General features: G+C 48.2%; 1 protein-coding gene. It reads right to left on the bottom strand.

The window, feature by feature from the left end:
* The coding region (ffh, locus tag ACTXGO_RS14395) for a signal recognition particle protein (RefSeq protein ID WP_443574998.1) at positions 1-1,088 on the bottom strand (1,088 nt) is incomplete at both ends.

Below are 1,088 nucleotides of genomic sequence, written 5' to 3'. Positions count from 1 at the left end.
TCAGGTTTTGAGATCATCTTCATCATTTTTGCCATCTGCTTGTGCTGCTTGAGCAAACGGTTAATGTCTTGAATCTCTCTTCCTGAACCTGCGGCAATACGGCGTTTGCGGCTTGGGTTGATTTTGTCAGGGTTTTTGCGCTCATATGGCGTCATCGAATTGATCAAGGCTTCCATCTCGCGCACCTTTTCTTCAGGCTTAGCCTCTTCAACCGCCTTTTGCATATCAGAGCCGCCCATACCTGGCATTTTATCTAAAAACCCTGCCATGCCGCCCATACTTTTCATTTGCTGAAATTGAGTCAGTAAATCCTCTAAATCAAAATCGCCACCTTTTTGCATTTTCTTAGCCATTTTTTCGGCTTTGTCGCGATCAATCTTTTGCTCAACTTCTTCAACTAGACTTAAGACATCACCCATACCGAGTATGCGCTGGGCAATACGCTCTGGATGGAATAATTCAAGGGCATCGAGCTGCTCACCGCGGCCCAAGAACTTAATAGGTTTACCCGTAATCGCACGTACGGATAACGCCGCACCGCCACGAGCATCGCCGTCAGTCTTAGTTAGGATAACACCTGTCAGAGGCAGCGCATCATTAAAGGCTTTGGCGGTATTGGCAGCATCTTGACCCGTCATCGCATCAACCACGAACAGCGTCTCTTGAGGATTGACCGCCGCGGTAAGGGCTTTGATCTCATCCATCATCATCTCATCAATAGCTAAGCGACCCGCCGTATCAATGATTAAGATGTCTTGATACTGAATCTTCGCCTCTTCTATGGCGCGGCGAGCGATATCAATGGGGTTCTCATCCGTCGTTGAATTGACAAACTTAGCACTTACTTGTCCGGCGACTTGCTCAAGCTGTTTGATGGCAGCGGGGCGATAAACGTCAGCCGATACCAGCATGACTTTTTTCTTTTGACGCTCCTGCAAGTATTTAGCCAGTTTACCCGCAGTCGTCGTTTTACCCGCACCTTGCAGGCCCGCTAGTATATAAACGACAGGCGGCTTACCCGTCATCTCAAGCGCTTGATTAGCGCTGCCCATCATTTCGGTCAACTCATCATGGACAATCTTGACAAA

This window comes from Psychrobacter sp. T6-1 (assembly GCF_052258445.1).
The sequence above is the reverse complement of the archived record's forward strand: the minus strand, read 5'-3'. Positions and strand labels throughout refer to the sequence as shown.